This window comes from Enterococcus sp. AZ120 (genome assembly GCF_050546165.1).
GTDB classification, from domain to species: domain Bacteria; phylum Bacillota; class Bacilli; order Lactobacillales; family Enterococcaceae; genus Enterococcus; species Enterococcus faecalis.
On record NZ_CP172950.1, the window covers coordinates 1,257,446 to 1,284,039 of the forward strand.

The following is a 26,594-nucleotide window of genomic DNA, read 5'->3' on the forward strand; positions in this document are numbered from 1 at the left end:
AGTTGGCAAAAGCTATGATATAATAACAAGCGAGAGAAGTTTAGGAGGAAATTAGCAGTGAGTAAAAAGGACAAAAAGAAAAACCAAGCTCGTGAGCCATGGGAACAATCAATTTATGAACCTGATCAAAATGGTGGTGGTTCTCGTTTAGCAAAACGCCAACAGCAACGAGGAAATTCATTATTTCTAACTGTTTTAGTTATTTTGCTATTATTAATTATTGCCATTCCAATTGGGACTTTCTTATGGATGATGCAAGACAAGAAACCGAACGAAAGTGCTAGCAAAAATAGCCAGCCATCTTCTTCATTAGTCCAATCATCATCAAAAGAGAAGAAAAAAGAAAGTACGTCAAAATCAGTGGAAAGCTCAGAACCAGCAAGCAGCCAACCAGCTGAAAATACAACACCTTCAAGTTCTGATGCTGCTGCACAGCAACAACAGGACCAACAAGCACAACAACAGCAACAACAAGAGCAGCAACAACAAGAAGCTCAAAATCAACAACAGCAACAAGCGCAGAACCAACAACCTGTTTATGATACCGTTCAAAGTGGCGAAGGGGCACGTCAAGTTGCCGAACGTAACGGAATGACATTAGAACAAATTTTAGCGTTAAATCCTGGGATTGATACATCTGTGTTTTATCCGGGACAACCATTACGTATTAAATAATCCAGAAAAAGAGGTTTGGACAGCACTTTCAAGGGCTAAACCGCGACGGATGATTACATGAGAATGCCAATAAGCAGAAATTTCCGAAAGATGGTTTGCGTCTTTCGAGGGATTTCGGCTTATTGCTTTTTCGTTAGAAACTCGTCATCAGTTTAAATCCAAGTTCTTTTCTTCTGATTTTAATATAAAAGAAGAAGCGCATTTTAAAGGATGCATATCAGTTAAGGAGTTTTTTCATGGGGAAAATCAGTATTGCTATTGACGGACCAGCTTCGTCAGGCAAAAGTACAGTTGCAAAAATTTTAGCAAAACAATTGAATTATGTGTATTGTGACACGGGTGCCATGTACCGAGCGATTACGTATCTGGCCTTGCAAAATCAAATCGACATTCAAGCGGAAGAGCCATTAGTAGCGCTTTGTGTCAACCACACTATTTCTTTTCAGCAAGCAGAGAATGGCCAACGTGTTTTTATCGACGGTCATGAAGTGACCGAAGCGATTCGCCAGCCAGATGTAACGAATGCTGTTTCAGCTGTTTCAAAACATGCAAAAGTTAGAGAAGAAATGGTGGCGTTACAACAGAAAATTGGTCAAGCCGGCGGAGTTGTCATGGATGGTCGAGATATTGGTACTGCAGTTTTACCAAAGGCCGAAGTAAAGATATTCTTGGTGGCTAGCGTTGAAGAACGTGCAGAACGTCGTTTTAAAGAAAATCAAGAAAAAGGGATTGAGACGGATTTTGAAACCTTGAAGGCGGAGATTGAACGTCGGGATTATTTAGATTCAACCAGAGAAGTATCACCCCTTGTCCAAGCAAGTGATGCTGTGAAAATCGATACAACAGGCTTGACGATTGAAGAAGTCGTCGCCGCCATACAAAATGTGATTAAACAAAAAGGTTTTGAACTTTTTTAAAGAATTTTAAGAAAAATAGAAGAAATCGCTTTATTTTTTTACAAAAATCTCGTACTATGTAAGTATATATAGCTAAGTTTTGGAATTTTTGTTGGCATAGGAGGATAAGAGGCATGACAGATTTTGAAGACAAACAAGTAGCAAACAACGAAACAATGGAAGATGCAATGAACAGCGTTCAAGAAGTCAGTGTTGGCGATATTGTTAAAGGCGAAGTTTTAGCCATTGAAGACAAACAAGTTGTTGTCGGCATTGAAGGAGCGGGCGTTGAAGGCGTTGTTCCTGCAAAGGAATTATCGACTTTACCAGTTGAAGATGTACACGAACTTGTGAAAGTCGGTGATGTGTTAGATTTAGTTGTTATCACATCAATTGGCAAAGATAAAGAAAACGGCAGTTATTTACTGTCAAAACGCCGTTTAGATGCTAAAAAAGTTTGGGAAGAAATTGAACAAGATTTCCAAGCGGGCAAAGTAATCGAAGCACCTGTTACAAATGTTGTTAAAGGTGGTTTGGTTGTTGATGTCGGTGTTCGCGGATTTGTTCCTGCCTCAATGGTTGAAGATCATTTTGTTGCAGATTTTTCTGAATATAAAGGTCAAACACTAGCATTTAAAATTATTGAAATCGAACCTTCAGAAAACCGCTTAATTCTTTCACATAAAGCAGTTGTTGAAGCTGAAAAAGAATCGAAAAAAGAAGAATTACTTTCTTCTTTACATGACGGAGACGTTGTTGAAGGGAAAGTAGCTCGTTTAACAGATTTCGGTGCATTCATTGATTTAGGTGGCGTGGATGGTTTAGTTCATGTTTCTGAAATTGCTCATCAGCATGTGGGCAAACCAAGTGATGCGTTAACTGTTGGCGAAGACGTTCAAGTAAAAATTCTTTCAATTAATCCAGAAGAAGGACGTATTTCTTTATCTATTAAAGAAACATTGCCTGGACCATGGACAGATATCGAAACAAAAGCAGCCGCTGGGACTGTTTTAGATGGCACAGTAAAACGCCTAACAAGCTTCGGTGCCTTTGTGGAAGTTTTCCCTGGTGTGGAAGGATTAGTGCATATTTCTCAAATTTCTCACAAGCACATTGCAACGCCTCATGAAGTTCTTCATGAAGGGGATCAAGTACAAGTGAAAGTTTTAGAAGTTAATCCAGAGGAACATCGTATTGCTTTAAGTATCAAAGCGTTAGAACAAAAACCTGAGTCTCAAGAAGAACCAAAAGAAGAACAGGAATATGAATTGCCTGAAGAAAATACTGGCTTTACCATGGGCGATATTTTAGGTGACGCTTTATCTGATGCGAAAGAAGAGGAATAACACGTTACTTTCTTGAAATTTATGAGTTTGACATAGCCGTAAACAGATCGGCTATGTCAAACTCATTTTTTCTTGAATTAGTTAGAAAATCAGCAGAAACTAAAACTTTTCTTGCACTTTAAGGTTTGATTAGGTAAACTAGTAAGGATTGAAATTCTCAAGGAGGGAATCAAATGGCAAATCCAACTATTGCGATTGTCGGTAGACCGAATGTCGGTAAATCGACTATTTTTAACCGCATTGCCGGTGAGCGTATCTCGATTGTAGAAGATACTCCTGGCGTAACACGCGACCGTATTTATACAACTGGAGAATGGTTAGGGCGTGAATTTAGTATTATTGATACCGGTGGGATTGATTTAGGTGACGAACCATTTATGGATCAAATCAAACACCAAGCAGAAATTGCGATTGATGAAGCAGATGTGATTATCTTTGTTGCTAGTGGCCGTGAAGGAATTACTGATGCAGATGAGTTAGTAGCAAAAATTTTATATCGTAGTAATAAACCAGTGATCTTAGCTGTTAATAAAGTTGACAATCCTGAAATGCGTAATGATATTTATGAATTTTATGCTTTAGGACTAGGGGATCCTTTCCCAGTTTCTGGTAGTCACGGGTTAGGCATTGGCGATGTGTTAGACGAAGCAGTTAAACATTTTCCTAACACTTCAGAAGAAGAGGACGAAGATACAATTAAATTTAGTTTAATCGGGCGTCCAAATGTCGGTAAATCATCATTGATTAATGCTATTCTTGGTGAGGATCGCGTGATTGTTTCAGATATTGAAGGAACAACGCGAGATGCAATCGATACGTATTTTGAATCTGAAGAAGGTCAAAAGTTCTTAATGATTGATACGGCTGGTATGCGTAAACGTGGGAAAGTATACGAATCAACTGAAAAATATAGCGTCATGCGCGCAATGCGGGCGATTGAACGCTCAGACATTGTTTTAATGGTCTTGAATGCAGAAGAAGGTATTCGTGAGCAAGACAAGCGTGTGGCGGGCTATGCCCATGAAGCAGGTCGCGGTATTATTATCGTGGTCAACAAATGGGATACAGTCAAAAAAGATACAAATACAATGCGTGATTTTGAAGCGGAAATTCGTGATGAATTCCAATATTTAGATTATGCACCCATTATTTTTGTGTCTGCATTAACCAAACAACGTTTAAACAAACTGCCTGAACTAATTGAAACAGTAAGTATGAATCAAAACTTACGGATTCCTTCAGCGTTGTTAAATGACGTTGTAATGGATGCTGTAGCAATTAATCCAACACCAACCGATAAAGGAAAACGTTTGAAGATTTTTTATGCAACACAAGTGGCAGTCAAACCACCTACATTTGTTATTTTTGTCAACGAAGAAGAACTAATGCACTTTTCTTATGCCCGGTTTTTAGAAAATCAAATCAGAAAAGCATTTACGTTTGAGGGCACGCCAATTAAAATCATTCCGCGACGCCGAAAATAGTGCATTCTACCATACTTTTTTTAGATATTCAAATAAATTTATCAACTTTGAGAAAAAATGATTATTTTTTGAAAAAACTGGTTAAAATACACTAAAAACCTTGCTATTACAACTTTCTTATGCTATCTTGTTAACAGAATATTGAACCAGATCAATATTTGCTGTCTGTTTTTGGACCACTCAAAAATAGACGGAACTTTAGGTGTGTAAAAACATCGTATCTCTTATAGAGGAGGTGAAATGATCCATGGCAAATAAAGCAGAATTAATCGAAAACGTTGCATCTTCAACTGGTTTAACTAAAAAAGATGCTACTGCAGCAGTAGACGCTGTCTTTTCAACAATTCAAGAAACTCTTGCTAAAGGTGAAAAAGTTCAATTAATCGGTTTTGGTAACTTTGAAGTTCGCGAACGCGCAGCTCGTAAAGGACGTAACCCACAAACTGGACAAGAAATTCAAATCGCTGCAAGCAAAGTACCTGCATTCAAACCAGGTAAAGCATTGAAAGATGCAGTGAAATAAGACAGACAATTAGAACCCTTGGTTTCCAAGGGTTCTTTTTTGAATCATACATAAAAAATGTTATTTTAAGAGGTGGTCGAAACAGTACGCTAAAAGGCTAAATTGTAACGAGCCTTGGGTGAGAAAAACGTGCTTCGCTCCGAGAATCAAGCGGGAACGGTTCGACACTCGCTCCTTGCTTTTTTGATAAAAAGAGAAAGATTTATGAATGAAGGACAAAAATAAGTTGTTGCCAGTAGCTGTTTTTTAGTGGTTATGCTAGACTTGGGGTGAAGGAAGAGGAAACAGTCTTAAGGTGGTGAATCAATGAAATACAACTATTCTAGAGGGGAAAACAAGGTCGCTATTATTTATGGAGAAACATTTGCTTCTGTCCTAAAAAAACGACCAGTAACGACGGAGTCAATCGTTGTTTTGGCGAATCAGCGTTACTATGATCTTTTTTCGGAGAAGATTAATTATGCCTTTGGGGAACAGTTGGGATTAAACTGGTATATTTGTCGCAATGATGTTCATTGCAATGACTTATCAGAATTAGAAAGTGTGTTACGTTTCTTAGCTGATTGGCCAGAAAATCAGGATGTTTTATTGATTGGTTTAGGTAATGAAGGGGTACTACAATTAACCGCATTTTTGCACCAAGTAAGTAAGTGTTCCTCCAAATGTTGGCTGATGCCTGTGTCTGTTCAAGCGTTACGGCAAGGACTTTTACCAAGTGTCACAATTCAGCAAGCACAGCATGCAACCATGCATATAGAAAATCATTCAGAAGAAATTTTGTTTGATAGTACCTTGACCAATAAAAAAGGTGCCGCTCCTTTAATTGATTTGCTCGTTTTTATTCGAGCGGGTCTTGTCTGTGATTATGCTTATTTACAAATGCTATACCAAACGTATCCAGATAAAAAACGGTTGAATCAAACGTCATTTAATGGTATTTTAGACGAGTTGTTATCTTTTTATGAACAAGCAGGGGAAAAAGTGGATCAATTTGGCCGAGTTTTTGAAGCGGCCTTTGCTACAACCGAAAATGGCCATTTGTTATCAGGTCCCATGAAACGATTATTGGGATTATTGTTACAAGTTTTATGGAGCCAGCAAGTCAATCACTTTGACTTTCAATTTAAAAATTTTATCGTTTGGTTTATTCGCTTAGGTTTTCCGGTGGCGTTTCCAAAAGAAATTTTAAGTGCTGATTACGCAGAACAAGTTTTGCTTCACACAGAAACACTAGGTCCTCCTATGGTGTTGGAAAAAATCGGTCAACTAGGAGCAGCTTTAAAGCCAACGCCCGATCAACTGTTAACAACGATTGAAAGATACCAAGAAATTTTAAAAGAGATTTGAGGGGAAATTATGTCATATAGTGAAAAAATGGTTCAAGCATTACAAGCTGAAAATTTAGCAGAAGCACAGTTAATGTTTGAAGAAGCATTAAAGAAAGATGATGAAAATACCTTAGCTGATTTAGGGGAAACGTTATTATCTTTAGGTTTTCTAGAAGAAGCCAAACAAATTTTCCAACAATTGTTGGAACAATTTCCCGATGCAGATGGCTTAAACATTCCATTAGCAGAAATCGCCATTGAAAATAATGAAATAGATGACGCATTCATCTATTTAGAAAAAATTCCAGAAACTAGTGACAGTTATGTCCAAAGCCTCTTAGTTACTGCGGATTTGTACCAAGTTTTAGGGATTCCAGAAGTCAGTGAAGCGAAATTAAAAGAAGCAGCCAATCTTATGCCAGAAGAGCCGTTAATTCAATTTGCTTTGGGAGAACTATACTTTACAAATGGTCAATTTGTCGAGGCTATTACTCGTTATCAAAGCATTGTAGAAAGCGGGACAGCGCAAATCTCTGCTATTTCCTTGAATGAACGCTTAGGAAGTAGTTACAGCATGTTAGGTGATTTTGAAGAAGCAGTTCCTTATTTGGAAGCCGCGGTCAAAGAAGAACAAACTGACGATCGTTTATTCCAATTAGCTTTCACTTATTTACAGTTACATGAGAATCAAAAAGCCATTGCGTTGTTCCAGCAATTAAAAACACTAAACCCACATTATCAATCACTTTATCTATATTTAGCGGAAGCGCTCCAAGAAGAAGAGCAATTAGAGGAAGCAAAAGCGGTGATCGAAGAAGGAATTGCGGAAAACCCCTTCCAAGTAGAGTTATACCAATTTGCCTCTGAAAATGCCTATCGCTTACACGATATTGCTGGTGCTGAAAACTGGTTGTTAAAAGCTTTGGAATTAGGTGAGAAAACAGATGAAAGTCGTTTGACCTTAAGTAATCTCTACATTACGGAAGAGCGTTTTGAGGAAGTAATTACTATCTTAAATGATTTAGAGGAAACGGATCATCCTTATGCTGAATGGAACTTAGCAAAAGCGTACAACGAATTAGAAGACTTTGCCGTCGCTAAAGTTCATTACGAACAAGCAGCGCAAGAATTGTCTCACGAACCAGAATTTCTAAAAGAATACGCATTGTTCTTACGAGAAGAAGGCGAACTTGAAAAAGCAAAACACTTGTTGCACCATTATTTGGAACATGAACCTGGTGATGTCGACATGCAATCTGTGCTAGCAGATATGGAAGAAAGATAGGAAACGACGATGTTTGTTAGTTTATCAGAAAAGAAAAAATTTTTAACTTGGTTAGTGAATACCGTGCCTTTTGGAAGAAGAGAGGTACTGTGGATTTTAAATTACTTATTAACGCACGATGCGATTTTAAATAATGTTCATTTTGTTGAGAACGTAGAGAAGACTGATCGAGGGATCCGCGTGGTAGCAGATGGTTTAGGTAAGGAGCCGTTATTGCTTTTTATCCAAGCACAAGAATTTACAGATCCGGAACAAATTTTTCATGAGATTCGAATGAATTGGCGGAAAGCTCTTTATTTAGAATGTGTATTTCCAGAGGCTTGGCAAACGAGCCAGTATTTATCTGTTTTAGAAGACAATCCGTTTGCGCCATGGAATGAACAAGTGGATCAGGAAGTTGCCAGAGCGATTGATCAATATTTTAAGCAAGAAGAACAAACGCAGCGAATGGCATTACTTAAAGCTCAAATTGATGATGCTTTAGAAACAGGCAACAAAGAAGCGTTTTTAGAATTATCCGATGAATTAAATCGTTTGAAACAACAATAAATAAAACCCAGCATTTTCAATAAATGCTGGGTTTTATTTATTGTTTTAATTTAAAGCGCCGTTGTTTGCTGGGTTTTGCATAAGTAAAGCCTTCGCCAATTGCTTCATGTACGTTAATGATGGACACAAAGGCTTTTTCATCTATTTCATTAGCAATCCGTTTGACTTCCATTATTTCTCGAGGACTGACTACCGTGTAGAGAACCCGTTTTTCCACTTGTGAATAAGCACCTTCACCATTTAAATATGTTACCCCGCGTTCTAAAGAAGCCATTAAACTTTGACCGATTTCTTCGGAATGATTGGAAACAATTAAAATTCCTTTCGCAGCATAGGCTCCATCGAGTACAGAATCAACAACACGACTGAAAACAAAGGACACAATTAAAGTATACATCATTCGTTTGACATCAATATAGGTCAACGAGAGGAGTAAGACTGCAACATCAAAAAGTAACAACGAGCGTCCCATGCTAATCCCAAAGTATTTTTCGAAAATGCGGGCAATGACGTCGGTCCCACCAGTGGTTCCGCCTACGCGGTAAACAAGGCCACTACCGAATCCTGCGGCCAAACCAGCTAAGAGAGCAGCAATCAATAAATCATGATCTAAATTAATTTCAACAGGAAATTTTTGCCAAAACCACAAAAATACCGATAACGACACGGTACCAATTAGCGTATAATAGAGGGAACGTTTGCCTAAAATTTTACCACCAATTAATAAGAGCGGAATATTGATTAATAATGTCGTATATGCTGGGTTAAAATGAAATAAGGCTCTTAAAATCAAAGTAATCCCCGTGACACCACCTTCGGCCAGGTCATTGGCAATATTGAAAGTAACCAAACCAAAGGCATAGATACAGCTTCCTAATACAATAAATAACACATCTTTAAAATAAAATCTTTGTTCTTCCATTTAATCACGTCCTTTTACAGTATAAACTGTATCATTCTCTATATAAAACAACAAGTAGAACCTTTCCAGATAGCCAAGTTTTTGATAAGATGTAGGAGGTAGAGTAAGAAAGGTTGGGGTAAAATGTCAGAATCAGAACAACGTAGTTTGCAATCGATGCAAACAGAAGTTGATGATTATATTCAACAGTTTAAAACAGGCTATTTTTCACCATTAGGACAAATGGCTCGTTTGACGGAAGAGGTCGGAGAATTAGCCCGTGAAGTCAATCATTATTATGGTGAAAAACAGAAAAAAGCAGACGAAAAACCAAAGACAGTATCAGAGGAACTTGGAGATGTCTTTTTTGTATTGATTAGCATGGCAAATTCTTTAGAGATTGATTTAACCGAAGTTTTTGAAGAAAATATGGCCAAATTTAACAAGCGGGATCGCTATCGCTTTGAAAGAAAGGATGGGAAAACACATGATTAAAATAATTGTCGCTGGGTTTAAAGGACGGATGGGCAGTACTGCTACACAAATGGTCTTAGAAACCGCAGACTTTGAATTAGTAGGTGTGTATGATCCTCATGAAGCACAAGAAACTGTTTCTTTCAATGATGAAACAGCAATTCCCGTTTTTCAGCGCTTAGAAGAAGTCCTAGCTGTCAAACCAGATGTTTGGATTGATTTTACGGTTCCTGAAGCCGCCTATCCAAATACACGTTTTGCGTTGGAACATGGTATGGCGCCAGTTGTTGGGACGACAGGCTTTACGGAGGAACAAATCAACGAATTGACAAACCTATCTCGAGAAAAAGCCATCGGCGGCTTAATTGCGCCAAATTTTGCAATTGGGGCAGTTTTAATGATGCAATTTGCCCAAAAAGCGGCGCAGTATTTTCCAGATGTGGAAATCATTGAATTACATCATGATAACAAATTGGATGCACCGAGCGGAACGGCTATAAAAACTGCAGAAATGATTCAAGAAGTTCGGCCAGCAAAAAAACAAGGGAATCCGCAAGAGGTAGAATCAATACCAGGGGCACGCGGGGCTGATTTCGAGGGTCTGCGAATCCATAGTGTCCGCTTACCTGGTTTAGTGGCACACCAACAAGTCCAATTTGGCAGTGTAGGTGAAGGGCTCACTATTCGGCATGATTCTTATGATCGGCGTTCATTCATGACAGGAGTAGCGTTAGCTTGTCGGCAAGTGGTACAGAGAACAGAACTACTTTACGGATTGGAACAGATGCTATGAAATTGACAACTATTCCAAACGAATTTAAAGAAGCCGCTCCCGTTATTCGTGAAATCAATGCACAGGGCTTTGAAGCGTATTTTGTCGGGGGCAGTGTCCGTGATGCTTTATTAAATAAACCAATCCATGATGTCGATATTGCGACAAGTGCCTATCCAGAAGAAATCAAGCAAATTTTTAAACGAACCGTTGATGTGGGTATCGAACATGGTACAGTCCTTGTATTGATGGAAGACCAACAGTATGAAGTAACAACCTTTCGTACCGAGTCAACTTATCAAGACTTTCGCCGACCAGATGAAGTCACCTTTGTTCGCTCCTTGAAAGAAGATTTAAAACGGCGAGATTTTACGATTAATGCCTTGGCGCTTGACAGCACAGGCGAAATCATTGATTTATTTGATGGTATCGAAGATTTAACTAATCAAACCATTCGTGCAGTCGGTAATCCCCATGAGCGGTTTCATGAAGATGCTCTGCGGATGATGCGGGGCTTACGCTTTGCTAGCCAATTAGATTTTAAAATTGAAGAAAAAACCTTAGCCGCTATCGCTGAATTTCATCCTTTATTGGAAAAAATTTCAGTAGAACGCATTACAATTGAATTTGTAAAAATGCTTTTAGGGGTTAATCGACAAGGTGGCTTAGCTCCGTTTATTGAAACAGAATGCTATCAATACTGTCCAAAATTACGAGAACAAGGGGCTGGACTTTTTCGTTTAATGGACTTGCCTGCTCGTCAAATTGAAACAGAAGCAGAAGTGTGGACGTTACTTATCCAATCGTTGAATTTACCAGAAGCAGAAATTCGCTCCTTCTTAAAGGCTTGGAAACTTTCAAATCAATTAATTCAAAACGTTTCACAATTAGTACGCGGTTTGCGTTTTCGCTTGAGTAACGACTGGCAGCCAATGATGCTTTATGAATTAGGCGAAGAATCAGCAGTACTTGTTGAAAGGCTTTTATATTATTACCAACAAGAGAGTCAAGTACAAGTAACAAAAGAGTTAGTTAAGGCATTACCCATCCATCAAAGACATGAATTGGCCATAACAGGAAAAGACCTTTTAGCCGTCTTAGAAGAAACACCAGGCAAATGGTTAGGGGAACTGATTGCTGAAATCGAGCAACACGTTGTTGAAGGTAGCTTAGAGAATAAACAAGAAGTTCTGCTTTCGTTTGCCAAAAAACAACGTTCAAAAGGAGAGAAAGCATAATGCCAACAGAAATGTTTACAAAAGAATTCTTGGTGAAAGAATCACAAACGGCTAAAATGCTCGGTTCTGGTGACTTAGAAGTTTTAGGAACCCCTGCTTTAGCTGCCATGATTGAACAAACAGCCAAAGAAGCTGTGAAGGACCAATTATCAGTTGGGGAAACAACTGTCGGAACGGTGTTAGAATTGCGCCACTTATTTCCATCCGCGGTAGGGGCGACAATCGTTGTTACGATGACCAGCATTGAACAGACTGCACACAAAATACGCTATGAATTTGTTGCTTATGAAGGAGAACGACAAATTGCCAAAGGTTCTCACCAACGTGCAGTAGTTGAGATTGATTCTTTTTTAAAAAGAATAACAAAAGATTAAGAATCTACAGCGAAAGTTTGTGACCGTTTATCAAAAGTATGGTAAACTAATAATGTAAGAAATTATTTTTAAGTAAGGAGATTTGTGCTATGGCTAGAGAAATGACAGGACTTAAATTTTATTTCAGAAATGGTGAAACTTGGACGATTGATCGTCGTTTTATTGGTGATTTATGGATCAAACATATTACAACAAGTTTTGGCCGTATCCATGGTAGTGAATTTGTTGAAATTCATCCATGTGAAGGGTTCAAAATTGAAATTTTCCAAGAAGGAGATCATGTTCAAACCCACGATATTAACTTAGGTGGCTTAGAATTAGGGATGTTCTCTCGTGCTTTAAAATATGAAGATATCGAACGTATGGAAATTCTTTACAAAAATGGCACACCAGATTTAGTTTATTTCCCTTACAAAGATAAAACAGATGAGGGCTTGGATAACATCTATCAATCTACAAAAGTCAGCGAAAAAACTAAAAACTTATACATTGTTATCGACCCAACACAAACAGTTGATGATGTATACGCTGAAGAATTAAAATAATTTTTGCTCCACAGGAATCAGTGAAATGACTGGTTCCTGTGGCTTTTTTCAGTCTTTTGACGAATAAAATAACATTGGTTTTAATGGAATAGTCGAAAAAATAAGCGAATAAGTGTTGACACATGTTTTTTCTAGCGGTATACTGTTAACAATTCTTAATTAAATCAGTTTTGGAGTGATTCTTATGACAACAACGAAGAAAAACCATACACAACTGAATAACTTTTACTTTAGCTATTTTAGATAGGTTTGTATTCATAACATTATGGGTACAGACAACAAACGTTTGTATCTATAATGGCTAGGGAAATTTAAGATGACTTTCAGCCATGTAGATTTAAGAAAATCTATAGTGGCTTTTATATTGCTTTTTTGTAGGGTATTCACTGTAGATTTTTCTTAAAATTTACTGTGAATATCCTTTTTGTTTGGCCAAAAATTAGGATTTCAGAAACTTACTAAAAAAATTTCGTAAAGGAGCACACAGGATGAAAGAAATAACTGGAGCTACTCGTTTAGCTGGGTTATTCGCGAAACCCAGCCGACACAGTATTTCACCGTTGATTCATAATACAGCATTTCAAAATTTAGGAGTTGATGCTCGGTATCTGGCGTTTGACGTTGGACAAGAGACATTGCCACAAGCAATTGAAGCGATTCGAACGTTTCACATGTTAGGGGCCAACTTATCAATGCCCAATAAAGTGGCGGCTGTAAGTTATATGGATGAACTAAGTCCTACCGCTCAACTGGTTGGCGCAATTAATACGATTGTCAACAAAGATGGAAAACTTTACGGAGACAGCACGGATGGTACTGGTTTTATGTGGAGTTTGAAAGAGAAAAAGGTTGACGTTTTTCAGAATAAAATGACCATCTTAGGAACAGGTGGTGCAGCCTTATCAATCATTGCCCAAGCTGCTTTAGATGGCGTGAAAGAAATCGCCGTTTACAACAGGAAAAGCGCGGGCTTTAACGACAGTCAAAAAAAACTGGCAAATTTCACTGAACGAACCAACTGTGTAATTCATTTAAACGATTTAGCGGATACTGAAAAACTAGCAAAAGATGTTGCTGAAAGCGTCTTGTTAGTTAATGCAACGAGTGTGGGTATGCATCCACATGCGCATAGTAGTCCTATAGAAAATTATGCAATGATTCAACCGAAGTTATTTGTGTATGATGCTATTTATAATCCCAGAGAAACACAGTTATTAAAAGAAGCCCGTTTACGTGGCGCAGAAACAAGCAACGGCTTGGACATGCTACTTTATCAAGGCGCTGCTGCTTTTGAACAATGGACAGGACAAAAAATGCCTGTATCAGTCGTAAAACGTAAAATTGAAAATAGATAAAAAGAGCGCCGTTTAAAGGCATGAGGAGAGAATATAATGATCGTAATTATGAAAGAAAATGCAACCGAAAAGCAAATGAAACAAGTCATTGATTTAGTAACAGGTGCAGGCTTAACTACTCAAACAAGTCAAGATAATGGAAAAACAGTGATAGGCTTGATTGGTGATACAGAAAAATTAGTTGAAGCAGAGTTAACAGCATTAGAAGGCGTGGAAAAAAGTGTTCGCATTTCGTTGTCTTACAAACTAACGAGTCGTTTATTTCATCCAGAGAATACAGTGGTTGATGTGAACGGTGTTAAAATCGGTGACGGCAGTATGACCATGATGGCGGGCCCTTGTTCAATCGAAAGCTTAGATCAGATTCGTGAATGTGCGCGAATTGCTAAAGCTGGCGGTGCAACAATTTTACGAGGTGGTGCATTCAAACCTAGAACGTCGCCATACGCTTTCCAAGGACTAGAAGAAGAAGGACTGAAATACATTCGCCAAGCGGCTGATGAATTAGATATGCAAGTCATTACAGAAGTGATGGATGAAGCGAATTTAGAACTTGTCGCAAAATACAGTGACATTTTACAAATCGGTGCGCGCAACATGCAAAATTTCAAGTTATTACAAGCGGTTGGTAAAACTGGAAAACCTATCGGCTTAAAACGCGGGATTGCTGGTACGATTGATGAATGGCTAAACGCAGCTGAATACATTGCTGCGCAAGGGAATTTCAATGTGATCTTCATTGAACGTGGGATTCGTACGTACGAAACTGCTACGCGCAATACACTTGATTTAAGTGCGGTGCCTTTAATTAAAAAATTAAGTCATTTTCCAATTATTGTTGATCCGAGTCATGGTGTTGGTATCTGGGATTTAGTACCGCCAATGGCCCGAGCAGGTGTTGCTTCAGGTGCGGACGGCTTGATTGTAGAAATTCACCCAGATCCAGCGAATGCGTGGTCAGATGGGCCACAATCCTTGAATGAAAAAAATTACCTACGTATGATGAAAGAAGTTCATATCATCGAAAAAGCAATGAAAGAAATTAATGCTTTAGAAGATTAGTAAAGACAGAGGAGTAGTGGACATGAAATTAACCGTAACGTTACCTACACATTCATATGATTTAACCATCGAAACAGGTGCCTTAGATAAAATTGGCACCTGGGTACGTAGCCTGTGGCAGCCACAACGGGTAGCGATTATTACCGATGAAACGGTGAATAAATTATATGGCGCAGCTGTTGAGAAAGAATTGCGAGCTGCTGGTTTTGAAACATCATTGATTGCTGTAGCGGCAGGTGAACAAAGTAAGAGCCTCGAAACAGCTCAACTGCTTTATGATTTTTTAGCGGAACAGCAATTGACTCGAAGTGATGGTCTAATTGCTTTAGGTGGAGGCGTTGTGGGAGATCTAGCTGGATTTGTCGCTTCAACCTATATGCGCGGTATTCACTTTTTGCAAGTACCAACAACCTTACTGGCACAAGTAGATAGTAGCATTGGAGGTAAAACAGCGGTTAATACTAAAAAAGCCAAAAATCTTGTCGGTACTTTTGCCCAACCAGATGGGGTTTTAATTGATCCTAATACACTTAAAACATTAGAACCTAGACGTGTGCGTGAAGGAATTGCAGAAATTGTAAAATCAGCAGCTATCGCTGATGTTGAATTGTGGCACCGTTTATCCTCTTTGGAAAATGAACAAGATTTAGTGGCACATGCAGAAGAAATTATCACGGCCTGTTGCAAGATTAAACGTGATGTCGTCGAAGAAGATGAATTAGATTTGGGCTTACGTTTGATTCTGAATTTTGGGCATACGATTGGCCACGCATTAGAAAATACAGCTGGTTACGGGGTGATTGCTCACGGTGAAGGCGTTTCTTTAGGAATGATTCAAATAACTCAAGTTGCAGAACAACGAGGGCTTTCCCCACTTGGGACTACCCAAGAGTTGGTCACCATGCTAGAAAAGTTCGATTTACCAGTAACGACAGATCGTTGGCCAGAAGAACGTCTCTATCAAGCAATTACACATGATAAAAAAACACGTGGGGGACAGATTAAAATCATTGTCTTAGAAAAAATTGGTCAAGCGAAAATTGTCTCTTTACCAACGGAAGAAATTCGAGCATTTTTAAACAGAGAAGGAGGAATTTAAGATGCGCTTTATTACAGCAGGCGAATCACATGGACCTGAATTAACTGCTATTATTGAAGGCTTACCAGCCGGCTTGCCTTTAAGTAGCGAAGAGATTAACCGAGAATTAGTAAGACGTCAAGGCGGTTACGGTCGTGGGGGACGGATGAAAATTGAAAAAGACCAAGTACGTATTACTTCGGGTATTCGGCATGGTAAGACACTTGGCTCACCAGTAACGTTGATTGTCGAAAACAAAGACTGGAAAAATTGGACCTCCGTGATGTCAGTAGAGCCAGTTCCTGAAAAACAAAAGAAAATCCGCCGCGTCAGCAAACCACGTCCAGGACATGCTGATTTAGTTGGTGGCATGAAATATCAACATGATGATTTACGGAATGTTTTAGAACGGTCTTCGGCACGAGAAACAACGATGCGCGTGGCGATTGGTGCGGTTGCTAAAAAACTCTTAGCTGAACTGGATATCCAAGTCGCTGGGCATGTCGCGGTATTAGGCGGGATTGAAGCTACGATTCCTGAAAATTTAACGATCCGTGAAATTCAAGAACGGTCTGAACAATCTGCCGTTCGCGTATTAGATCCTTCCGTAGAAGAAAAAATGAAAGAACTAATTGACCAAACCAAGAAAAATGGCGATACAATTGGTGGGGTAGTAGAAGTACTTGTGGGTGGCGTTCCAGCTGGCTTAGGTAGCTATGTTCAATGGGATCGTAAACTAGATGCCAAAATTGCGCAAGCTGTTGTAAGCATCAATGCTTTTAAAGGTGCTGAGTTTGGCATTGGATTTGAAATGGCGCAACGCCCTGGTAGTCAAGTGATGGACGAGATTGTTTGGGACGAAAGTACTGGTTATACCAGAACTTCCAACAATTTAGGCGGTTTTGAAGGAGGAATGACCAACGGAATGCCAATCATCGTTCGTGGTGTCATGAAACCTATTCCAACCCTTTATAAACCATTACAAAGCGTGAATATTGATACAAAAGAGCCTTATAAGGCCAGCGTTGAGCGCTCTGATAGCACGGCGGTACCGGCCGCTAGCGTTGTTTGTGAAGCCGTTGTTGCAACGGAAGTAGCGAAGGCTATGCTCGAAAAATTTGATAGTGACTCATTTGAACAAATGAAAGAAGCAGTGAAACGTTATCGTCTATATACTCAAAACTTTTAATGGAAGAAAGTCGCAAGTATATGGAGGGAAAAAATGAAGAAACGTATTTTAATCGTAGGATTAGGGCTAATCGGGAGTTCACTGGCTTTGTGTATCAAAAAAGGACATCCCAACAGTGAGATTATCGGTTTCGATAATCAAGCGGAGTCAACTGAATTTGCTAAGAAAACGGGTCTAATTGATGAGATAGCTGAATCTTTAACAAGTGGGGCAAGACGAGCAGAGATTATTTTTCTTTGTTCCCCAGTTAAAGCAACTTTAGTACAACTAGAAGAATTAAACCAATTATCACTAGAAACTGCTCTGATCACAGATGTGGGTAGTACCAAGGTGGAAATTAATCAGTTAGCAACAAAGCTTAACATGAAAAATTTTATTGGTGGTCATCCAATGGCTGGTTCACATAAATCCGGCGTAACAGCCGCTGATGAACGTTTGTTTGAAAATGCCTACTATATTTTTACCGATGACCATGGCGAAAAAAACAAACAGATTCAGGAGTTACAAACGTTACTAAAAGGAACGCATGCGAAGTTTATTACGATGCCTGCACAGGAACATGATGAAATTACTGGTGCTCTAAGTCACTTGCCACATATTGTTGCCGCAGCTTTAGTGAACGAAAGTCAGCAACTGAATACCACTTACCCTAGAGCACAGCAGCTAGCGGCTGGAGGATTTAGAGATATTACTCGAATTGCTTCCTCTGATGTAACGATGTGGACGGATATTTTATTAAGCAATCGCTTAGTATTATTGGACTTACTAGAAAATTGGCAAAAAGAGATGACTACTGTTTGCCAATGGTTAACAGAAAAAAATGCCCCAGCTATTCGTAATTTTTTTGATAAGGCCAAAGAAACACGTGCTCAGTTGCCCATTCATAAAGAAGGCGCAATCCCAGCTTTCTATGATCTGTTTGTTGATGTACCAGATCAACCAGGAATCATTGCTGAAATTACGCAAATTTTAGGCGAAGCGGACCTTTCTCTTACAAATATTAAAATTTTAGAAACGAGAGAAGAAATCTATGGGATTCTTCAATTGTCTTTTAAAAATCAATCAGACTGCCAAGCTGCAAAACAAATTTTATCTAAAAAAACGAACTATACGTGTTACGAAAAATAAGAGGTGATGAGGGTGCAACTACGTACAAATGTGAAACATTTACAAGGGACTCTGATGGTTCCTAGCGACAAATCGATTTCCCATAGAAGTATTATGTTTGGAGCGATTTCTTCTGGAAAAACGACGATTACAAATTTTCTAAGAGGCGAAGATTGTTTAAGTACCTTAGCGGCGTTTCGTTCTTTAGGTGTGAACATTGAAGATGACGGGACGACAATCATCGTTGAGGGGCAAGGATTTGCAGGCTTAAAAAAGGCGAAGAATACAATTGATGTTGGAAATTCAGGGACAACAATTCGTCTGATGCTGGGTATTTTAGCTGGCTGCCCCTTTGAAACGCGCCTAGCTGGTGATGCGTCTATTGCCAAACGACCGATGAATCGTGTGATGCTTCCTTTAAACCAAATGGGAGCGGAATGTCAAGGGGTTCAGCAAACGGAGTTTCCGCCAATTTCTATTCGCGGGACTCAAAATTTGCAACCGATTGACTACACAATGCCTGTTGCAAGTGCTCAAGTGAAATCGGCTATTTTATTCGCCGCTTTGCAAGCCGAGGGCACTTCTGTAGTGGTTGAGAAAGAAAAGACACGTGATCATACAGAAGAGATGATTCGACAATTTGGTGGGACACTTGAAGTAGACGGTAAAAAAATTATGTTAACTGGACCGCAACAATTAACAGGTCAAAATGTGGTAGTTCCTGGAGATATCTCTTCTGCGGCTTTCTTTTTAGTTGCAGGTTTAGTAGTCCCAGATAGCGAGATACTTCTGAAAAATGTTGGCTTAAATCAAACGCGGACAGGTATTTTAGATGTGATTAAAAACATGGGCGGTTCCGTCACTATTTTAAATGAAGATGAGGCCAATCACTCTGGCGATTTACTTGTAAAAACGAGTCAATTAACAGCTACAGAGATTGGTGGCGCTATTATCCCACGTTTAATTGATGAGTTACCGATTATTGCTTTGTTAGCTACTCAGGCTACTGGCACGACAATCATTCGAGATGCAGAAGAATTGAAAGTCAAAGAAACCAATCGGATTGATGCAGTAGCGAAAGAATTAACAATTTTAGGCGCCGACATCACGCCTACTGATGATGGCTTAATTATACATGGGCCAACTTCTTTACATGGTGGAAGAGTTACCAGTTATGGGGATCATCGTATCGGGATGATGTTACAAATTGCTGCATTACTTGTAAAAGAAGGCACTGTTGAATTAGATAAGGCTGAAGCAGTTTCAGTTTCTTATCCAGCATTTTTTGACGACTTAGAACGTTTAAGTTGTTAACGAAGGAGGATAACGAACCATGGAAAGCATTGTTTTAATTGGTTTCATGGGTGCGGGTAAAACAACTATCGGCCAAAGTTTGGCCAATAAACTAAAGATGCCTCATCTTGATTTAGATACAGCGTTAATTGAAAAAATAGGACGCTCAATTCCTGACTATTTCGAAAAATATGGTGAAGCAGCTTTCCGAGAACAGGAAACCCAACTTTTAAAGGAGCTGTCAAAAAATACAGCCGTCCTTTCAACTGGGGGCGGGATTGTTATCGGACCAGAAAATCGTAGCTTATTGAAATCTTTTCAGCAAGTGATTTATTTACATGCAACACCAGAAGAGCTGTTAAAAAGAATCAAAGAAGATACTGAAAACCAACGACCCTTAGCTATAGAACGTTCTTCAAAAGAAATCATTACTTTATTTGAGTCTCGTAAAAATTTTTATGAAGAATGTGCGAAGATGACAATTGATACGACCAATCGCTCGCCAGAAGAAATTATCAATGAAATTCTGCAACAATTAAAGGAGTAGAGAAACGATGAAAGTTGGTTATTTAGGTCCGATTGGTTCCTTTACGTACAGTGCAACGTTGGCTGCTTTTCCTGATGCTACATTGATACCGTACGCATCGATTCCAGCTTGCTTGAAAGCAATTGAACAGCAAGAAGTGGCATGTAGCATTATCCCAATAGAAAACACGATTGAAGGAACCGTTAATGCATCGATAGATTATTTGTATCATCAAGCGCAGTTACCTGTCCAAGCAGAGTTAGTTTTACCGATTCAACAACAATTAATGGTGGCAAAAGAGAATCAAGCGATCTGGCAACAAAGTCAGAAAATTTTATCACATCCGCAAGCATTAGCTCAATCGCAGATGTTTTTAGCGAAAAACTTTCCTGAAGCGATTTTAGAAGCAACGCCTTCAACAGCTTACGCCGCCAAATACATTGCAGAACATCCAGAATTACCTTTTGCAGCTATTGCACCAAAACTTTCTGCGGAAATGTATGATTTGACCATTGTTGAAAAAAATATACAAGATTTATCGGTAAATCAAACCCGATTTTGGGTTCTTGGTTCTGAAAATTTAGCGATTTCTTTCCCGCTATCTGAGAAAAAAATAACGCTGGCGATTACGATGCCAAGTAATGTTCCTGGCTCTTTACACAAAGCATTAAGCGTGTTCAGTTGGCGAGGGATTAATCTTAGCAAAATAGAATCGCGGCCGTTGAAAACAAAGCTAGGAGAGTACTTCTTTTTAATGGACTTAGTGAAAGATCAACCAGAAAAATTAATTGAAGCAGCTTTAACAGAACTGGAACTGATTGGCGCAGAAATAAAAATTTTAGGGGATTACCCGATCTATGTTTTGTCCACACTTTAAAGAGTTAAAAATGAAAATGAAGCTTACTTATTAGATAAAGTGAGTTTCATTTTTTATTAAATTACATATTTGTAATAGGAATTTCCTGCGAAATGAGGTATCCTAAGAAAGGTGATAAAACACAGAGGTAAAGGAGTGACACGATGAGTCGTGTAGATCGTTATAAACATATTCATGAAAAATCGAGACCAGCAGAGCATAAAAAGACCTTTAATCCCCGAAAATCAATGGGTGAACATAGAGAAGAAGAACCAGAAGAACTAGCTGAAAGCCTTCAAGAGACAGTTTACGAAGACAGCTATACTGAGGACAGTCGCAGAAGTGAGAGGCGACATCAAACAGATTCAGGTGGTGGCAACGGTTCTGACCAACCACCCCGCGGAAAAAAAGACAAGAAACCAAAAAAGAAACGTAAAAAATCAAAAACAAAACGCTTTTTCAAATGGCTAGTAATCCTATTGATTCTGTTATTTGCTTATAGTACAGTCATGTTTTTAAAAGGAAAATCTGCAGCAGAACATGATGACTCGTTGCCTCAAGAAAAAGTAGAAACATTTAATGGCGTCAAAAGTAGCAACGGAGCTAAGAATATTTTAATTCTTGGCAGCGATACACGTGGGGAAGATGCTGGACGAGCCGACACAATAATGGTTCTCCAACTAAATGGACCATCAAAAAAACCGAAATTAATTTCATTTATGCGTGATACATTCGTGGACATTCCTGGTGTCGGGCCGAATAAAATTAATGCCGCATACGCTTATGGCGGTGCTGAATTGGTTCGTGAAACGTTAAAACAAAACTTTAATTTAGATACGAAATATTATGCTAAGGTAGATTTCCAATCATTTGAAAAAATTGTTGACTCTATGTTTCCAAAAGGTGTCAAAATCGATGCAGAAAAATCACTGAATTTAGATGGCGTTGATATTGAAAAAGGGCAACAGGTCATGGATGGACATGTCTTACTTCAATACGCTCGCTTTAGGATGGATGAAGAAGGCGACTTTGGTCGGGTTCGTCGCCAACAACAAGTTATGTCAGCTGTAATGAGCCAAATGAAAAACCCAATGACTTTATTAAGAACCCCAGAATCACTTGGGAAATTAGTCGGCTATATGTCGACAGATGTGCCTGTTAGTTTCATGTTAACGAACGGACCATCATTGCTGATTAAAGGAAAAGCAGGAGTTGAGTCATTATCGGTTCCGGTACCAGATTCTTGGAATTTTGGTGAATCCTCTTATGCAGGCAGTATTTTAGAAGTAGATGAACAAAAAAATGCTGACGCCATCGAAAAATTCCTGAACGAATAAGGAAAGCATTTTAAAATATCCTTTTTTATGCTATATTAGAAACAACGTGGAAAATTAGTGAAACGAGGTTACAAAATGAAAATTGCTATTGTGACAGATAGTACAGCTTATTTACCCGAGCGCATTAAAGATCATCCGAATCTTTTTGTAATTCCCATCCCAGTCATTTTAGATGGAAAAATATACAACGAAGGCATTGACATTGAAGCAGATGAATATTATGCATTGCTAAATAATAGTAAAGAATTTCCGACGACTTCACAACCTGCTTTAGGAGAAGTGTTAGAGCTTTACAAATCAATCGCTGAACAAGGGTACGACACCATCATCAGCATTCATCTTTCTTCAGGAATCTCTGGTTTTGTTCATACATTGCACGGACTTACTGATGAAATCCCAGGCGTTGCTTTGTATCCATATGACTCAAAAATTACAAGTATGCCAATGGGACACATGGTAGAAGCTGCTTTAGATTTAACAGAAGAAAAAGCCAGCTTAGAAGAAATTTTTGCCAAATTAGATTTAATTCGTGATAATACGTATGCATATCTAATTGTAGAAGATCTGAACAACTTAGTTCGTGGCGGTCGCTTAACGAATGGCGCAGCCTTGATTGCTGGACTATTGAAGATTAAACCTATCTTGACTTTTGAAGATGGAAAGATTGTATTATTTGAAAAAATCCGTTCAACAAAGAAAGCTTTTGCTCGTGCAGAAAAGATTATTGGTGAACGAAACGCAGGGATTGAAGCACCAGTTAAACTGTACGTGATTCATGCCAATAACCGCATCGTTGCTGAAAAAGAACAAGCAAAATTACAAAAGCTATACCCAAATGCAGAAATTGAAATCGGTCATTTTGGTCCAGTTATCGGGACCCATCTAGGGGAAAAAGCAATTGGTTTAGCGATTTCAGCACAATAATAAAAGATGAGACAAAAGTAAACTACTTCTGTCTCATTTTTTATTCTATTATTTTATCGTTTGCTGCTGTTACTCAGCCGAATACTTTTTGTTTATAAGAAAATGTAAAATTACTCCTTTTTATTAGAAAATATCTTGCAAATTAAGCAATTCCTTACAAAGTAATGTATACTAAGGAAGAGGAGGCGGTTAAATGAAAAGAAATATAGCCTTGTTGCAAAGCGAAAAAATGAAAAAAGTTCAAGCTTTAGCAAACTACTACCAAGAATCAATTGACTTACCGCCTGGAAAAAACCGTGAGGCGGTTATCAAAAAGATTAACGAATCAAAAAAAGAAATTAAAGAAATAAATGATATATTAACAGATATTCAAAAGAAAAAGAAATAAAGGAGTCGTTTGTGATTATCGATGGATTTACGTTATTGCTATTTTTATTTGTCGTCGTTATGTATGGTTACTTTTACTTCGTACGTAAAAGTATTGTAATTCCGGCTGCAAAACATCCTACAACAAAATATTTAGTTGCTTTTTTTAGTTTAATGATTCTGGCCAATGCATTTTCGGCAGGAGATAAAATTGAAATGATTCGAAGTGTGTTATATATTTTGATCATCTTCAGTTTTCTTTACGATGCAAGAGGTTTTGCGGAGGACTGTATTATTACGCATCCTTTTGACAATCGGGGCACGGCCTTTAAAGATATCGAAAAGATTGTCCTTGTTCAAAAGCCAAACGGTATTCGTTTAGGGTATTTAAAAAAAGGCAGAAGAGGGGTGGTTTTACGCTTTTCTGCGCCACTAGAAGAAATGGTTCTTTTTCTTTCAACACGGATGAATGAAGAGGCAGAAATTGATATTATTGTTAATGAAGATTAACCATGTTCAGCTTCTAGAAATCAGCTTTTCCCGCGTTAAGTTTTGTCTGAATTTCTTTTGAAAAAAAGAAAGCAATTTTGCTTGTACTTTTGGTAAAATTTGTTATAATTAGTCAGATTAAATTTTGGAAGGAAGTTGTTTCGGTGAGTGAAGAATTTGAAAAGTGTGTCGCTGACTTGAAAAAGAAATATCAAGCAATCCCTGAAGAAAAAAGACAACACTTTGCAGAACGTATGCAAAAGAAAAATTTCTTACGCTACAAAAAAATTGAATTAATTAAAGGAGAACTTCTTCGTTTAGAAGCACGACGCGCTCAATTGGAACTTTGCGAACGCAGTTCTGAGTTAGAAGAAGTTGAAAAGAAAATTATTCTTAAAAAGAAAAAATTACTTAAATGTTTTGATCGGTAAGTCAATAAAAATTTAATATAGAAGGGAATGATAGGATGGAATTTACCTTTCTAATCATTGTTTTTGCACTGTCTATTACCTTCTCAAACATATTCAACCGGATTGTTCCCGTCATTCCGCTGCCAATTGTGCAAATTATTGTAGGCGTTCTAATTGGTTTAACTAAAATGGGGCAGGAAATTGAATTTGAGCCTGAAGTGTTTTTAGTAATGATTATTGCACCGCTTTTATTTAGAGAAGGGGAGCTAATCAATCTGAAAGCAATGATGAAAAATTTCGGGATGATTCTTTTCTTGGCCTTTTTTGGTGTGTTAATTACCTTAGTCGGAGTCGGCTGGACCCTGCATATGATTTTGCCTACTTTACCATTAGCCGCTTGCTTCGCTTTTGGAGCGGCTCTAGGGCCAACGGATGCGGTGGCGGTAGGTTCGTTATCAGGTCGAATTGACATTCCTGAACGTTCGATGAACATTTTATCTGGTGAAGGACTCATTAATGATGCATCAGGCGTTACAGCCTTTCAATTTGCATTAGCGGCTTTATTAACGGGGTCATTTTCGCCGGTGGAAGCGGCAGGGACCTTGGTTATTTCCAGTATTGGTGGAGCGGTAGTCGGAATCGTGTTAGTTCTATTAAAACAGCAAATTGTTCATTTACTTGAAACTGCGGTGGCAAAAGATGTTACAGGCTACTTGTTGATTGAATTACTCTTGCCATTTATTGCTTATTTAATTTCAGAGTTGATTGGCGTTTCTGGAATTATTGCCGCTGTGATTGCTGGAATTATGCAAGCGTCTAGTTTGAAAAAAGTTTCGCTTTTTGAAGCAGAACTGTCAAATGTTGGCGAAAGTATTTGGAGTATGATTGAGTTCACCTTAAATGCCTTAGTTTTCTTATTCTTAGGAATTGAACTTTCTCAAGTGTTTTCGCCAATTTGGATTGACCAACAATATTCAAACTGGTTCCTACTAATGGTTGTTCTAATTATTAGCGCCGTTGTCTTTTTGATTCGTTTCTTAGCCATTTTCAGTGTTTACACGCTTCAACATGGACTTAAGAAAGTTAAAAACGCAATGAATGAAATGCTGATTTTAACTTTTGGCGGTGTTAAAGGAACAGTGAGTTTAGCCACCATCTTTATTTTGCCAACAGCGATTAACGGCGAGCATTTTAAAGAACGACCGTTATTACTATTCATTACGGCTTGTGTTATTTTGGTGACTCTGATTGGTGGGATTCTAGTTTTACCATTTTTAACTGATTCAGAGACGGAAGTGGAAAATGAAGAGTCAGTCGAAATTGATTTATTACGTGATGTCATTGATGTCTTAAAACAGCAAAATGAAGAGAATCCTCGTGGTGAAATGAATGCGGTCATTGAAAATTATCAAGATCGTTTAAAAGAATTGTATACCGAGCAGCTAAGTGCGGAACGAAAACAAGAAGTGCAAGAGTTGCGGACGTTAATTGTGTCCATTGAACGAGACGGCTTAGAAGAAAGTCTGAAACAAGGAGAAATTAGTGTCAGAAGTTATCGTATGTATCAACGCTTGATTACACGGATGCAACGGTCGATTGCCAAACAATTATTATCGATTGTAGGCTTTTGGTTATTATTTGCTCGACAAATCATTTCGATTCTTTTACATCCTAAGTTATTTTTCAATCGTGGTGAAGCTTCTGAAGAAGAAAAAGAATTACGAAATGAAGAACTAGAAAATATTCGCCAAGTTTTTCTAAGAAATTCTCAAGTTATTCTGAAGAGTTTAGATAATTTGCGCGGTGTCTATGATGATGATTTAATTGATTTCTTCATTGACGGACGCTTGGATTTAGCCCATAAGTTTGAAAAAGGCGAATTTATTGATTCGTATATTGTTCATACGGAGACAGACTATGTCAAAGACCTATTATTAGGCTTCCAAGAAGAACGACGGATGATTGATCATTACGAACAATCTGAACGCATTTCAATTATCGAAGCGAACGAGTTACGAAAAAATGTCAATTTATTAGAGAGTTATTCGATTAGCGGCGAAGTGAATAATGTTCCGCTGAAACGATTTGTTAAAAATTTTAATAAAGAATAAGTAATAGTGTATGAGATGAAACCAAGACGATTTTTATCTCATGCACTTTTTTTATAATCCAATTTTTGATACAATAAGCAAGACCAAAATAGAAGGAGTTG

General features: G+C 38.3%; 28 protein-coding genes. 27 read left to right on the forward strand and 1 reads right to left on the reverse strand.

Translation table 11 applies throughout. The features are described from left to right. Positions 1 to 57: 57 nt before the first annotated feature. The 8 genes from IGJ46_RS06075 (at position 58) to IGJ46_RS06110 (ending at position 8,086) form a co-directional block, all read left to right on the forward strand. Complete coding sequence (locus IGJ46_RS06075) at positions 58 to 675, forward strand: LysM peptidoglycan-binding domain-containing protein (RefSeq protein ID WP_010819989.1); 618 nt, start codon at positions 58 to 60, stop codon at positions 673 to 675. A gap of 236 nt (positions 676 to 911) precedes the next feature. After that, the gene (gene cmk / locus IGJ46_RS06080; RefSeq protein ID WP_002357612.1) at positions 912 to 1,592 is read left to right on the forward strand and encodes a (d)CMP kinase; all 681 of its coding nucleotides are present in this window, start codon (positions 912 to 914) and stop codon (positions 1,590 to 1,592) included. A gap of 113 nt (positions 1,593 to 1,705) precedes the next feature. Beyond that, the gene (gene rpsA, locus IGJ46_RS06085) at positions 1,706 to 2,917 is read left to right on the forward strand and encodes a 30S ribosomal protein S1 (RefSeq protein WP_218391564.1); all 1,212 of its coding nucleotides are present in this window, start codon (positions 1,706 to 1,708) and stop codon (positions 2,915 to 2,917) included. Positions 2,918 to 3,090: 173 nt separating this feature from the next. Then, entirely contained in the window at positions 3,091 to 4,401 is a 1,311-nt protein-coding gene (gene der / locus IGJ46_RS06090) for a ribosome biogenesis GTPase Der (RefSeq protein ID WP_002357608.1), read from the forward strand. A gap of 247 nt (positions 4,402 to 4,648) precedes the next feature. Further along, a complete protein-coding gene (locus IGJ46_RS06095; RefSeq protein WP_002357604.1) occupies positions 4,649 to 4,924 on the forward strand; it encodes an HU family DNA-binding protein in 276 nt (91 codons plus the stop codon). A 306-nt stretch (positions 4,925 to 5,230) separates the two neighbouring features. Next, a complete protein-coding gene (locus IGJ46_RS06100) occupies positions 5,231 to 6,271 on the forward strand; it encodes a hypothetical protein (RefSeq protein ID WP_002425878.1) in 1,041 nt (346 codons plus the stop codon). A 9-nt stretch (positions 6,272 to 6,280) separates the two neighbouring features. After that, positions 6,281 to 7,537: a tetratricopeptide repeat protein gene (locus tag IGJ46_RS06105; protein ID WP_002377424.1), complete on the forward strand. Its 1,257-nt coding sequence runs from the start codon at positions 6,281 to 6,283 to the stop codon at positions 7,535 to 7,537. Between the two features lie 9 nt (positions 7,538 to 7,546). Then, positions 7,547 to 8,086: a ReoY family proteolytic degradation factor gene (locus tag IGJ46_RS06110; RefSeq protein ID WP_002360333.1), complete on the forward strand. Its 540-nt coding sequence runs from the start codon at positions 7,547 to 7,549 to the stop codon at positions 8,084 to 8,086. 37 nt (positions 8,087 to 8,123) lie between these two features. Here the strand turns inward: IGJ46_RS06110 and IGJ46_RS06115 are convergent, their stop codons facing one another. Further along, the gene (locus IGJ46_RS06115) at positions 8,124 to 9,008 is read right to left on the reverse strand and encodes a YitT family protein (RefSeq protein ID WP_002357595.1); all 885 of its coding nucleotides are present in this window, start codon (positions 9,006 to 9,008) and stop codon (positions 8,124 to 8,126) included. A 123-nt stretch (positions 9,009 to 9,131) separates the two neighbouring features. Between IGJ46_RS06115 and IGJ46_RS06120 the strand changes: the two genes are divergently transcribed. The 19 genes from IGJ46_RS06120 to IGJ46_RS06210 all read left to right on the forward strand — a co-directional run bounded on the left by IGJ46_RS06120 (position 9,132) and on the right by IGJ46_RS06210 (position 26,493). Then, on the forward strand, positions 9,132 to 9,482 hold the full coding sequence (locus tag IGJ46_RS06120) for a nucleotide pyrophosphohydrolase (RefSeq protein ID WP_002363944.1): 351 nt from the start codon (positions 9,132 to 9,134) through the stop codon (positions 9,480 to 9,482). Next, positions 9,475 to 10,254 (forward strand): 4-hydroxy-tetrahydrodipicolinate reductase, encoded by a 780-nt coding sequence (dapB, locus tag IGJ46_RS06125; protein WP_002357591.1) that lies wholly within the window; start codon positions 9,475 to 9,477, stop codon positions 10,252 to 10,254. Before IGJ46_RS06120 ends, dapB begins: the two co-directional genes overlap by 8 nt. Continuing rightward, entirely contained in the window at positions 10,251 to 11,471 is a 1,221-nt protein-coding gene (locus IGJ46_RS06130; protein ID WP_218391565.1) for a CCA tRNA nucleotidyltransferase, read from the forward strand. Before dapB ends, IGJ46_RS06130 begins: the two co-directional genes overlap by 4 nt. Next, the gene (locus IGJ46_RS06135) at positions 11,471 to 11,845 is read left to right on the forward strand and encodes a thioesterase family protein (protein WP_002357588.1); all 375 of its coding nucleotides are present in this window, start codon (positions 11,471 to 11,473) and stop codon (positions 11,843 to 11,845) included. Before IGJ46_RS06130 ends, IGJ46_RS06135 begins: the two co-directional genes overlap by 1 nt. Before the next feature lie 89 nt (positions 11,846 to 11,934). Beyond that, entirely contained in the window at positions 11,935 to 12,390 is a 456-nt protein-coding gene (locus IGJ46_RS06140; protein WP_002357586.1) for a hypothetical protein, read from the forward strand. A 488-nt stretch (positions 12,391 to 12,878) separates the two neighbouring features. Beyond that, a complete protein-coding gene (gene aroE / locus IGJ46_RS06145; protein ID WP_002363947.1) occupies positions 12,879 to 13,745 on the forward strand; it encodes a shikimate dehydrogenase in 867 nt (288 codons plus the stop codon). Positions 13,746 to 13,781: 36 nt separating this feature from the next. Next, positions 13,782 to 14,807 (forward strand): 3-deoxy-7-phosphoheptulonate synthase, encoded by a 1,026-nt coding sequence (aroF, locus tag IGJ46_RS06150; RefSeq protein ID WP_104659442.1) that lies wholly within the window; start codon positions 13,782 to 13,784, stop codon positions 14,805 to 14,807. Between the two features lie 22 nt (positions 14,808 to 14,829). After that, positions 14,830 to 15,906, forward strand: a complete 1,077-nt coding sequence (aroB, locus tag IGJ46_RS06155; protein WP_104659441.1) for a 3-dehydroquinate synthase — start codon at positions 14,830 to 14,832, stop codon at positions 15,904 to 15,906. 1 nt (position 15,907) lies between these two features. After that, positions 15,908 to 17,074 carry a chorismate synthase gene (gene aroC / locus IGJ46_RS06160; RefSeq protein WP_002394452.1) on the forward strand — a complete coding sequence of 389 codons (1,167 nt, stop codon included), beginning with the start codon at positions 15,908 to 15,910 and terminating at the stop codon, positions 17,072 to 17,074. A 33-nt stretch (positions 17,075 to 17,107) separates the two neighbouring features. After that, complete coding sequence (locus tag IGJ46_RS06165) at positions 17,108 to 18,202, forward strand: prephenate dehydrogenase (protein ID WP_002380297.1); 1,095 nt, start codon at positions 17,108 to 17,110, stop codon at positions 18,200 to 18,202. Positions 18,203 to 18,208: 6 nt separating this feature from the next. After that, a complete protein-coding gene (gene aroA / locus IGJ46_RS06170) occupies positions 18,209 to 19,495 on the forward strand; it encodes a 3-phosphoshikimate 1-carboxyvinyltransferase (protein ID WP_002360320.1) in 1,287 nt (428 codons plus the stop codon). A 19-nt stretch (positions 19,496 to 19,514) separates the two neighbouring features. Next, positions 19,515 to 20,021, forward strand: coding sequence for a shikimate kinase (locus tag IGJ46_RS06175; RefSeq protein WP_033917958.1), 507 nt, complete (start codon positions 19,515 to 19,517; stop codon positions 20,019 to 20,021). Between the two features lie 7 nt (positions 20,022 to 20,028). Next, positions 20,029 to 20,877 carry a prephenate dehydratase gene (gene pheA, locus IGJ46_RS06180; protein ID WP_002397303.1) on the forward strand — a complete coding sequence of 283 codons (849 nt, stop codon included), beginning with the start codon at positions 20,029 to 20,031 and terminating at the stop codon, positions 20,875 to 20,877. 143 nt (positions 20,878 to 21,020) lie between these two features. Continuing rightward, positions 21,021 to 22,193 (forward strand): LCP family protein, encoded by a 1,173-nt coding sequence (locus IGJ46_RS06185; RefSeq protein ID WP_002374848.1) that lies wholly within the window; start codon positions 21,021 to 21,023, stop codon positions 22,191 to 22,193. A gap of 75 nt (positions 22,194 to 22,268) precedes the next feature. Next, positions 22,269 to 23,117 (forward strand): DegV family protein, encoded by an 849-nt coding sequence (locus IGJ46_RS06190; protein ID WP_002382324.1) that lies wholly within the window; start codon positions 22,269 to 22,271, stop codon positions 23,115 to 23,117. Positions 23,118 to 23,310: 193 nt separating this feature from the next. Next, the gene (locus tag IGJ46_RS06195) at positions 23,311 to 23,505 is read left to right on the forward strand and encodes a hypothetical protein (protein ID WP_002357574.1); all 195 of its coding nucleotides are present in this window, start codon (positions 23,311 to 23,313) and stop codon (positions 23,503 to 23,505) included. Between the two features lie 11 nt (positions 23,506 to 23,516). After that, on the forward strand, positions 23,517 to 23,993 hold the full coding sequence (locus tag IGJ46_RS06200; RefSeq protein WP_002369392.1) for a hypothetical protein: 477 nt from the start codon (positions 23,517 to 23,519) through the stop codon (positions 23,991 to 23,993). A gap of 77 nt (positions 23,994 to 24,070) precedes the next feature. After that, a complete protein-coding gene (locus IGJ46_RS06205) occupies positions 24,071 to 24,403 on the forward strand; it encodes an ACP phosphodiesterase (protein ID WP_002357572.1) in 333 nt (110 codons plus the stop codon). A gap of 35 nt (positions 24,404 to 24,438) precedes the next feature. Beyond that, entirely contained in the window at positions 24,439 to 26,493 is a 2,055-nt protein-coding gene (locus tag IGJ46_RS06210; RefSeq protein ID WP_002360309.1) for a cation:proton antiporter, read from the forward strand. Positions 26,494 to 26,594: the final 101 nt, after the last annotated feature.

What these genes read in the sequence shown, in the direction of transcription:
- cmk (WP_002357612.1), top strand. Translation starts at nt 912, where the DNA reads ATGGGGAAAATCAGTATTGCTATTGACGGACCAGCTTCGTCAGGCAAA.
- rpsA (WP_218391564.1), top strand. Translation starts at nt 1,706, where the DNA reads ATGACAGATTTTGAAGACAAACAAGTAGCAAACAACGAAACAATGGAA.
- der (WP_002357608.1), top strand. Translation starts at nt 3,091, where the DNA reads ATGGCAAATCCAACTATTGCGATTGTCGGTAGACCGAATGTCGGTAAA.
- IGJ46_RS06095 (WP_002357604.1), top strand. Translation starts at nt 4,649, where the DNA reads ATGGCAAATAAAGCAGAATTAATCGAAAACGTTGCATCTTCAACTGGT.
- IGJ46_RS06100 (WP_002425878.1), top strand. Translation starts at nt 5,231, where the DNA reads ATGAAATACAACTATTCTAGAGGGGAAAACAAGGTCGCTATTATTTAT.
- IGJ46_RS06105 (WP_002377424.1), top strand. Translation starts at nt 6,281, where the DNA reads ATGTCATATAGTGAAAAAATGGTTCAAGCATTACAAGCTGAAAATTTA.
- IGJ46_RS06110 (WP_002360333.1), top strand. Translation starts at nt 7,547, where the DNA reads ATGTTTGTTAGTTTATCAGAAAAGAAAAAATTTTTAACTTGGTTAGTG.
- IGJ46_RS06115 (WP_002357595.1), bottom strand. Translation starts at nt 9,008, where the DNA reads ATGGAAGAACAAAGATTTTATTTTAAAGATGTGTTATTTATTGTATTA.
- IGJ46_RS06120 (WP_002363944.1), top strand. Translation starts at nt 9,132, where the DNA reads ATGTCAGAATCAGAACAACGTAGTTTGCAATCGATGCAAACAGAAGTT.
- dapB (WP_002357591.1), top strand. Translation starts at nt 9,475, where the DNA reads ATGATTAAAATAATTGTCGCTGGGTTTAAAGGACGGATGGGCAGTACT.
- IGJ46_RS06130 (WP_218391565.1), top strand. Translation starts at nt 10,251, where the DNA reads ATGAAATTGACAACTATTCCAAACGAATTTAAAGAAGCCGCTCCCGTT.
- IGJ46_RS06135 (WP_002357588.1), top strand. Translation starts at nt 11,471, where the DNA reads ATGCCAACAGAAATGTTTACAAAAGAATTCTTGGTGAAAGAATCACAA.
- IGJ46_RS06140 (WP_002357586.1), top strand. Translation starts at nt 11,935, where the DNA reads ATGGCTAGAGAAATGACAGGACTTAAATTTTATTTCAGAAATGGTGAA.
- aroE (WP_002363947.1), top strand. Translation starts at nt 12,879, where the DNA reads ATGAAAGAAATAACTGGAGCTACTCGTTTAGCTGGGTTATTCGCGAAA.
- aroF (WP_104659442.1), top strand. Translation starts at nt 13,782, where the DNA reads ATGATCGTAATTATGAAAGAAAATGCAACCGAAAAGCAAATGAAACAA.
- aroB (WP_104659441.1), top strand. Translation starts at nt 14,830, where the DNA reads ATGAAATTAACCGTAACGTTACCTACACATTCATATGATTTAACCATC.
- aroC (WP_002394452.1), top strand. Translation starts at nt 15,908, where the DNA reads ATGCGCTTTATTACAGCAGGCGAATCACATGGACCTGAATTAACTGCT.
- IGJ46_RS06165 (WP_002380297.1), top strand. Translation starts at nt 17,108, where the DNA reads ATGAAGAAACGTATTTTAATCGTAGGATTAGGGCTAATCGGGAGTTCA.
- aroA (WP_002360320.1), top strand. Translation starts at nt 18,209, where the DNA reads ATGAGGGTGCAACTACGTACAAATGTGAAACATTTACAAGGGACTCTG.
- IGJ46_RS06175 (WP_033917958.1), top strand. Translation starts at nt 19,515, where the DNA reads ATGGAAAGCATTGTTTTAATTGGTTTCATGGGTGCGGGTAAAACAACT.
- pheA (WP_002397303.1), top strand. Translation starts at nt 20,029, where the DNA reads ATGAAAGTTGGTTATTTAGGTCCGATTGGTTCCTTTACGTACAGTGCA.
- IGJ46_RS06185 (WP_002374848.1), top strand. Translation starts at nt 21,021, where the DNA reads ATGAGTCGTGTAGATCGTTATAAACATATTCATGAAAAATCGAGACCA.
- IGJ46_RS06190 (WP_002382324.1), top strand. Translation starts at nt 22,269, where the DNA reads ATGAAAATTGCTATTGTGACAGATAGTACAGCTTATTTACCCGAGCGC.
- IGJ46_RS06195 (WP_002357574.1), top strand. Translation starts at nt 23,311, where the DNA reads ATGAAAAGAAATATAGCCTTGTTGCAAAGCGAAAAAATGAAAAAAGTT.
- IGJ46_RS06210 (WP_002360309.1), top strand. Translation starts at nt 24,439, where the DNA reads ATGGAATTTACCTTTCTAATCATTGTTTTTGCACTGTCTATTACCTTC.